Source organism: Inquilinus sp. (genome assembly GCF_057815775.1).
This window is the reverse complement of record NZ_JBYRFX010000448.1, coordinates 1-7512: the sequence shown is the minus strand read 5'-3', so window position 1 is coordinate 7512 and position 7512 is coordinate 1. Positions and strand designations below refer to the sequence as shown.

Annotated in this window: 8 protein-coding genes; 3 read left to right on the top strand and 5 right to left on the bottom strand. The window is 68.3% G+C overall.

The annotated features are described in order from the left end of the window. The 3 genes from AC3XYG_RS15925 to AC3XYG_RS15915 form a co-directional block, all read right to left on the bottom strand. The coding region (locus tag AC3XYG_RS15925) for a catalase (protein ID WP_489140826.1) at positions 1–1392 on the bottom strand (1392 nt) is incomplete at its 3' end. A 146-nt stretch (positions 1393–1538) separates the two neighbouring features. Next, entirely contained in the window at positions 1539–2366 is an 828-nt protein-coding gene (locus AC3XYG_RS15920) for an inositol monophosphatase family protein (protein ID WP_489140825.1), read from the bottom strand. Further along, positions 2363–3232 (bottom strand): diacylglycerol/lipid kinase family protein, encoded by an 870-nt coding sequence (locus AC3XYG_RS15915; protein WP_489140824.1) that lies wholly within the window; start codon positions 3230–3232, stop codon positions 2363–2365. The genes AC3XYG_RS15920 and AC3XYG_RS15915 overlap by 4 nt, the downstream gene beginning before the upstream one ends. Before the next feature lie 249 nt (positions 3233–3481). Here AC3XYG_RS15915 and AC3XYG_RS15910 point away from each other — a divergent pair, with 249 nt between their 5' ends. From AC3XYG_RS15910 to AC3XYG_RS15900, 3 genes are all read left to right on the top strand, one after another. After that, a complete protein-coding gene (locus AC3XYG_RS15910) occupies positions 3482–3619 on the top strand; it encodes a hypothetical protein (protein WP_489140823.1) in 138 nt (45 codons plus the stop codon). Between the two features lie 144 nt (positions 3620–3763). After that, complete coding sequence (locus tag AC3XYG_RS15905; protein WP_489140822.1) at positions 3764–4822, top strand: catalase family peroxidase; 1059 nt, start codon at positions 3764–3766, stop codon at positions 4820–4822. Next, positions 4819–5379, top strand: a complete 561-nt coding sequence (locus tag AC3XYG_RS15900) for a cytochrome b (protein WP_489140821.1) — start codon at positions 4819–4821, stop codon at positions 5377–5379. Before AC3XYG_RS15905 ends, AC3XYG_RS15900 begins: the two co-directional genes overlap by 4 nt. Positions 5380–5394: 15 nt before the next feature. On the opposite strand, the gene AC3XYG_RS15895 is transcribed toward AC3XYG_RS15900, so the two are convergent. Then, a complete protein-coding gene (locus AC3XYG_RS15895; protein ID WP_489140820.1) occupies positions 5395–6714 on the bottom strand; it encodes an NtaA/DmoA family FMN-dependent monooxygenase in 1320 nt (439 codons plus the stop codon). 23 nt (positions 6715–6737) lie between these two features. Next, a partial coding sequence (locus tag AC3XYG_RS15890; protein ID WP_489140819.1) for an LLM class flavin-dependent oxidoreductase occupies positions 6738–7512 on the bottom strand: 775 nt, incomplete at its 5' end.

Sequence of the window (7512 nt, the reverse complement as noted above, 5' to 3'; positions counted from 1 at the left end):
CAGCCGCGCATGGCTGTAGTGGTCGGCGAAGGTCTCGGCGCGCAGCCGCACCTTCGGACCATCGAACGTGCTTGCGGCGGTCCGAAATCCGCCTCTCGGGTCCTCACGCGGGCCGCCGTATTCGCCAGCGTCGGCCAGGCTGTTGGGCTCGTAGTTGGCCCGGCCCTTCGGCACCTGCATCTGCATGTGCCCGTCGCGCTGCATGTTCTGGAAGGGGCAACCCTTGGCCTGGTTGATCGGCAGCTGGTGGAAGTTGACGCTGCCCAGGCGGGACAGCTGGGTGTCCTGGTACGAGAACAGCCGGCCCTGCAGCAGCGGGTCCTCCGACACGTCGATGCCCGGCGGGATGTTGGTCGGCAGGAAGGCGGACTGTTCGGTTTCGGCGAAGAAGTTGTCCGGGTTCCGGTTCAGCACCATGCGGCCGACGATGCGGATCGGCACCATTTCCTCCGGGATCACCTTGGTCGCATCCAGGATGTCGAAAGGCAGCGCGTCGGCTTCCGCCTGGCTCAGCAGCTGCACGCCGAATTCCCATTCCGGGAAGTCGCCGGCGGCGATGGCGTCGTGCAGATCGCGGCGGTGATAATCCGGATCGGCGCCGGCGATCTTGACCGCCTCGTCCCACAGGGTGGATTGCAGGCCGAGCTTCGGCCGCCAATGGAATTTGACGAAGGTCGCCTCGTCCTTGTCATTCAGCAGCCGGAAGGTGTTGACGCCGAAGCCTTCCATCATGCGCAGCGACCGCGGGATCGCCCGGTCGGACATCGCCCACATGATCATGTGGGTCGCCTCGGGCATCAGCCCGACGAAATCCCAGAAGGTGTCATGGGCGCTGGCCGCCTGGGGAAAGCCGCGATCGGCCTCCATCTTCACGGCATGGATCAGGTCCGGGAACTTGATCGCGTCCTGGATGAAGAACACCGGGATGTTGTTGCCGACCAAATCCCAGTTGCCCTCCTTGGTGTACAGCTTGACCGCGAAGCCGCGCACGTCGCGCGGGGTGTCGACCGAACCGGCGCCGCCGGCGACGGTCGAGAACCGCGCGAACACTTCGGTCTTCGCGCCGACCTCGGTCAGCACCTTGGCGCGGGTGTATTGGGCAAGCGATTCCGTCAGTTCGAAGGTGCCGTGCGCCGCCGAGCCTCGAGCATGCACGATCCGCTCCGGGATGCGCTCGTGGTCGAAATGCTGGATCTTCTCGCGCAGCACGAAGTCTTCCAGCAGGGCCGGGCCGCGACGGCCGGCCTTGAGGGAGTTCTTGTCGTCGCTGATCGGGACGCCATGGTTCGTGGTCAGGCGTTCGCGCGGGTCCGACGCGGTCTGGTGCAACTCGCCGCCCTGCCCCACCTCGGTCCCGGATGGGGGTGACTTCGATCGCTTCGGGCTGGCCATGGCGCGATATCCTTCTGGGGCTGGCGGCTGTGCTGGCTGGGACGTCGGGCTGGCAACGCAGCCCCTCCCTGTCAACCGGACGGCGGACCGACCCGTTCCTGAACGAAGGGAGATATGTGTGAGGCCGGGTGCGCTCCGGCAGGCTCTCAGGCGGTTTCCGTCCGCTGCCGGGCCACGGCATCCGCCCCGATCACCAGCCCGCGGCGCCAGGACCGCGGGTCGGTGCCGAAGCCATCGAATCCGGCCCAGCCATCGTCGGTCCGTTCATAGACCGACCGCCCCGAGGCCAGGACGAGGCTCATCCCGGCCGCGACATCCCAGACATTCGGCTGTTCGAACCGCGCCACCTCCAGCAGCCCGGCGGCGACGAAGGCGCATTCGATTGCGGCGGAGCCGGTCTTGCGGGTCTCCCACGGAAACTCGGCGCCGCGGTCCAGATAGGGCTCTCCTGCCAGGCGCCGGCGCACGGCGGGGTTCGGACCGACCTCGAGCGCGGCGCCGTCGAAGCTCAGCGGTCCGCCGTTATAGGCGTGATAGATCCCCGACCGCAGGGCATGGCTGGTCGAGCACCAGACGGCCCCGACGATGGGCCGCCCGTGATGCAGCACCCCGATCGCGGCGGCGAACAGCGGCAGGCCGTTGATGAAATTGGTGGTGCCGTCGATCGGGTCGACCGCCCAGACCGGGCTGTCCGGCGCGGCCGGCGCATCCGCCATTTCCTCGCCGATGATGCCGTGGTCGGGGAACAGCTCGCCCAGGCGCAGCCGGATCAGCGCTTCCACCCGCTGATCGACCTCCGACACCGGGTCGCGCAGCGATGCGGCATCGTCCGGCCCCGTTCCGGTCTTGTACTTCACGCTGAGTGTCCGCCCGAGCGCGCTGACGATCTCGGCCCCGGCCAGCCGGGCCAGTTCCACCGCGGTCTGCTCGATCTGCCGGAGTTCGTCCTCGGGCAAGGCGCCGGGGTGGCTCATGATGATACCTCCGGGATCAGCATGGTCGTCGGCGTGTCGACCGGCGTCACGATCAGCGTGGCCTCGCCGCCGGCGATGGCCTCGTCGTCGACATGGATCGGCTCGCCCTGCGGGTGGATCTCCACCCGGCGGGCCTTGATCCGCCGCAGCGGCGGTTCGGACGCGTCGGGGTCGTCGAGCCAGGCCAGCATCGCCTTGCGCCGGTCGACCGGAAGATAGGCCAGCACCAGGGATGGGTCGCGCGCATCGGCCTCGGGCGCCAGCGTCAGGTTCGGGCCGATCATCGGGATGTTCATGATCTCGACCATCAGCGCCGGCTCGGTGATCCGCTTGCCGTCGACCGACAGGCTGGCCTGGACGGGCTTGCCCTCCGCCACGATCCGCCGCAGCGCGGCCCGCCTGCCGTCGCGCTGGTCGGTGCCGTGCGTCTTGTCGCCGGCATCTCGCTCGATCGCGGCGGCAATGGGGCCGACACCGACGGATTCGATGAAATTGCGGGACCATTCCGGCCCTTCGATGAACCCGACATGGAACGGGACTTTGGCCGCATCGGCCAGGCCGGCCACGATGTGCCGGGGCTCCTGGAAGGTCTTGAGCGAGCGGGCGATGTTGTTCGAACTGCCGGTGGGCAGGATGGCAATGCGATGCGGCCGGCCGTGCAGCCGCCGCACGATCTCGGCGACCGTGCCGTCGCCGCCGGCGACGACCACGAGGTCGTGTGGATCCTCCAGCGCCTCATCGAATCGTTCGTCCCGGGTCGAGCAATGGACGGGCTCGAAGCCGGACATCTCCAGCAGGCGGACCAGCCTGCCCCGCGTCCAGTCACCGTCTCCGGAATTCGGATTGTGGAACAGTGACACATTCATCAGGACCGCCTTTCCGCCCAGGGCCGGCGCGTCGGGACGCGCTTGTGAAAGGCCAACGGCGCCCGCCGTGCGCCGGTTCCCTTCGGTCCGTCCCGTCGGCCCCATACCTTGGTATGGGGCGACCACACCAACGCTGGGCGTTGGCACACCAATGGGCAATGGAGCGGCCGGCCTATCGGGCGCTATCCTGGACACCGACATGGCGGCAAGCCCGATATCGAACGGCAGCGTGCCAACCGTCAGGAGGGGATGATGCAGTTCACGGCGATCGTATCCGGCCTTGCCACACTGGGCCTGGTTCTGGTGCTGGGCTTCTCGATCGCGTGCGACGCCGCGAACGGCCCGATCGGAATGCAGGGCGGGGCGGTCCACCTGATTCATCGCTGATCCGGCCAGACCTGGACGGGTGGAAGGCCGCCCTTCCCCATTGCGAAGCGAAGCGTCGGATCCGGCATCATTCCCGCCCTCCGCACCACGGAGATGGGATATGCTCGGACCGATATTCGGAGTCCCAGCCATCGCGAGGATTGAATGCCCCAGCCGCTCCGAACATCCGGGCGTTCCGCGCTTGGATCCCTTGTCCTGATCGCAGCCATCGTCGGCGGCGGCGCGGCGGCCCTCGCCTATACGGCCGGGTGGTTCTCGCCCGAGCGCCTTTCGGGGGACAAGCTGGTGGCGGCCCTGGCGCCGCCCGGCGGCCCGGCGCTGGGCCATCGCCGCAACCACGCCAAGGGCATCTGCTTCACCGGCGTCTTCGAATCCAACGGGGCCGGCGCGGCGCTGTCGAAGGCCCAGGTCTTCGCCACCGGCCAGTACCCGGCGCTCGGGCGGTTCAACATCGGCAGCCCGAACCCGAGCGCGGCGGACGCCACGGTCCGCGTGCGGGGCCTGGGGCTGCAGATCTCGACGCCGGACGGGCAGCAATGGCGCACCGCCATGATCGACCCGCCCTTCTTCCCGGTCGCGACGCCGCAGGCCTTCTATGAGCTGCTGACCGCCTCCGGCAGCAAGGACCCGGACGCGATGAAGAACGTCGTCGCGGCGCATCCGGAAATCGCCGCCTTCGGTGCCTGGGCAAAGAGCGCGCCCTGGACGGAAAGCTACACCGAGGACAGCTTCAACAGCCTCAACAGCTTCGTCTTCACCGACGGTTCCGGCGCCGACCACACGGTGCGCTGGTCGTTGCGGCCGGCCGCGCAGCCGGTGGCGGTGCCGCCGGAGGAGCTGGCGAAGCGCGACCCCAATTTCCTGGAGCAGGACATCACCCAGCGTGTCGCCGCCGGGCCGCAGCGCTGGACCCTGGCGGTGACGGTCGCCAATCCGGGCGACCCGACCGCGGACCCGAGCAAGGCCTGGCCGGAAGATCGCCACACCGTCGAGGTCGGCACGCTGATCGTGCAGAAGATCGAGGCCGAGCAGGACGGCCCGTGCCGGGACGTCAACTTCGACCCCACCGTCCTGCCCGCCGGCATCCGGACCTCGGACGACCCGTTCCCCGCGGCGCGGTCGGCCGCCTACGCCAAGTCCTTTGACCTCCGCACGGCCGAACACGACGCCTATCCGGGAACCGCGACGGGAGCAAAGCCATGACCCGCGACCGCCGCCATTTCACCGCGTCCCAGCGCCTGCTGCACTGGCTGATGGCCATCTGCATCCTGGCCATGCTGTTCATCGGCGTGGGCATGGTGTCCACCGCCATGCCGAAATACCTGACGCTGGTGGCGATCCACAAGCCGCTCGGCATCGCCATCCTGGTGCTGGTGCTGATCCGGCTGGTGCTGCGGCTGCGCTACGGGGCGCCGGCGCTGCCGGCCGATTTGCCCGAGCCGATGAAGCTCGCCGCCTACCTCTCGCACATCGCGTTCTATCTGCTGATGATCGGCATGCCCTTGATCGGCTGGGGGATGCTTTCCGCCGCGGCCTACCCGATCGTGCTGTTCCCCGGCGTCACCCTGCCGCCGATCCTGCCGCAGAGCGCCAGCCTCCACGCGCTGCTGTGGGATGCGCATTTCTATCTGGCCTTCGCCTTCTTCGCGCTGATCCTGCTGCATGTCGCGGCGGCGCTGTTCCACGCCTTCGTGCGGCGTGACGGCGTGTTCGACGCGATGGCACCCGTGCCGACCCGCAACGGGGCCGCCGAGCGATAGGAGGCCCCGCCCCGGTCATCCCGCCTGCAGCAGGCGGGATGCGCCGACCGGCTGGGGCAGCTCGAGATTGGATCGGAAGCTGTCACCGAGATAGTCGGTGTCGATGAGCGAGCGCTTGCGGAGCTCCGGCAGCAGGCCGTTCAGCAGCAGGTCTTCCTGATCCGGATTGCCCAATCCGTGCAGTGAGATGACATCGAGTGCGCCGGCACGGAACCGCTCCTCCAGCGCATCGGCGAGCTGTTCCGGCGTGCCGGCAATCGACCAATGGCCGGTTTCCTGCGCCTGGATGATCAGCTCGCGCAGGGTCAGCCCCCGCTGCGCATAGCGCCGGAACACCTCCACCCGCCCACGCCGGCGATTGACGCTGTCGACCTCGGGCAGCAGGCCTGCCGGCAGCGGCCGGTCCAGCGGCAGATCCGACAGATCGATGTCGCCGCCCAGCATGTCGGCCAGCTTGATGCGGCCGAGCTGGTAGTCGATTTTCTCGTGCTTCTCACGCAGCCGGCGGGCGACATCGGCCTCGGACTCGCCGATGACGGAATGGAAGGAATTCATCACCAGCGGCAGGTTGCCGGTGCGCCCGAAGCCCCTCGCCTGCCGGCGCAGTTCCGTGACGAAGGCGACGGCCTCCTCCAGGGTCGGCTGCGAGGTGTAGACCACCTCGGCATGGCGCGCGCCCAGCGTGACGCCCTCGGCGGATTGGCCGGCCTGAAACAGCACCGGCCGGCCCTGCGGTGGCGGCGGGACGTTCAGCGGGCCCTGAACCTGGAAGTGCCGGCCGCGATAGTCGATCCGCCCCAGCTTGGCCGGATCCACACCGATCGCCCCGCTCTTGCCGCGCTGCGCCGCATCCGGGCGGTTGGCGTCGAACAGCGCGTTGACGATCTCGATGAACTCTTCGGCCCGGGCATAGCGCGTCGCCGGATTGGGCAGCGCGCCACCGCCGAAATTCTCCTCACCGACCGAGGAGGTCACGGCGTTCCAGGCCGCACGACCGCCGCTGACATGATCGAGCGTGCCGATCAGCCGCGCCAGGGTGTCGGGGTGGTGATAGGTGGTCGAGACGGTGGCGACCAGGCCGATCTGGGCCGTGACCTGGCTCAGGGCCGCCAGGGCGACGATCGGTTCCTGGGTTCCGGTCGTGCCGGACAGGCCGGCGGGATCCGCGTGCAGCAGATCCGCCGTGAACAGGCCGGTGATCTTTTCCGCCTCCGCCTTGCGGGCCAGCGCCGCGGCCCGGTGCGCCCCGGCCACCGGGCTGGTATCGTTGCCGGCGAAGACGAAGCTGCCGGCACCGACCAGCGTCTTGAGGCGGCGAGAATGAACGCCAGGCATGGGAAAGCTCCTGATCTGACTGTCTAATTCCGAAGGAGTGGCAGCAGCTGGTCGCCCTGCCGCCTGATCTCGGACAAATACGGCGTGTCCGAGAGCACGAAATGGGTGATGCCCAAATCCCGGTACTTGCGCAGCGACCCGGCGACATCCGCCGCCGACCCGACCAGCCAGGTGGTGCCGGCGCCGCCGCCGCCGAATTTGCCGGGCGCGGTGTAGAGGTTGTCGTCCAGCACCTCGCCCCGCGTATGGATGTCGAACAGGCGCTGCTGGCCCACCGCGATCGACTGCCGATGGTCATGCCAGCCGGCGCCCTTGATCCTGGCCATCTCCTCGACCTTCGCCCTGGCATCGGCCCAGGCCTGCTCCGTGGTGTCACGGACCAGCGTGGTGATGCGCAGCCCGAACTCCAGCGGCGGCAGGTTGCGGTCGAGATCCCGGCTCAGCGCCTTGAGGCGATCGATCCGTTCGCGGACGCCATCCAACGGCTCGCCCCAGAACAGCTGGACATCGGCTTCGGTGGCGGAAACCCGCTCCGCCGCATCCGAGGCTCCACCAAAATAGAGTTTTGGGTGCAGGCGCTCGCCGCTGGCGTTCAAGCGCGGGTTGACCGTGGATTCTGACACTTGAAAATGCTGGCCGGCAAAGGTGACGTTCTCTTCCGTCCAAAGCTTGCGGATAAGGCGCATGAATTCCTTGGTGCGGGCATAACGATGTGCCTGGTCGCCTTCACTGTCGCCATAGGCCGCCAGCTTGTCCTGACCGGAAACGATGTTGATCCGCACACGACCGCCGCTGAGA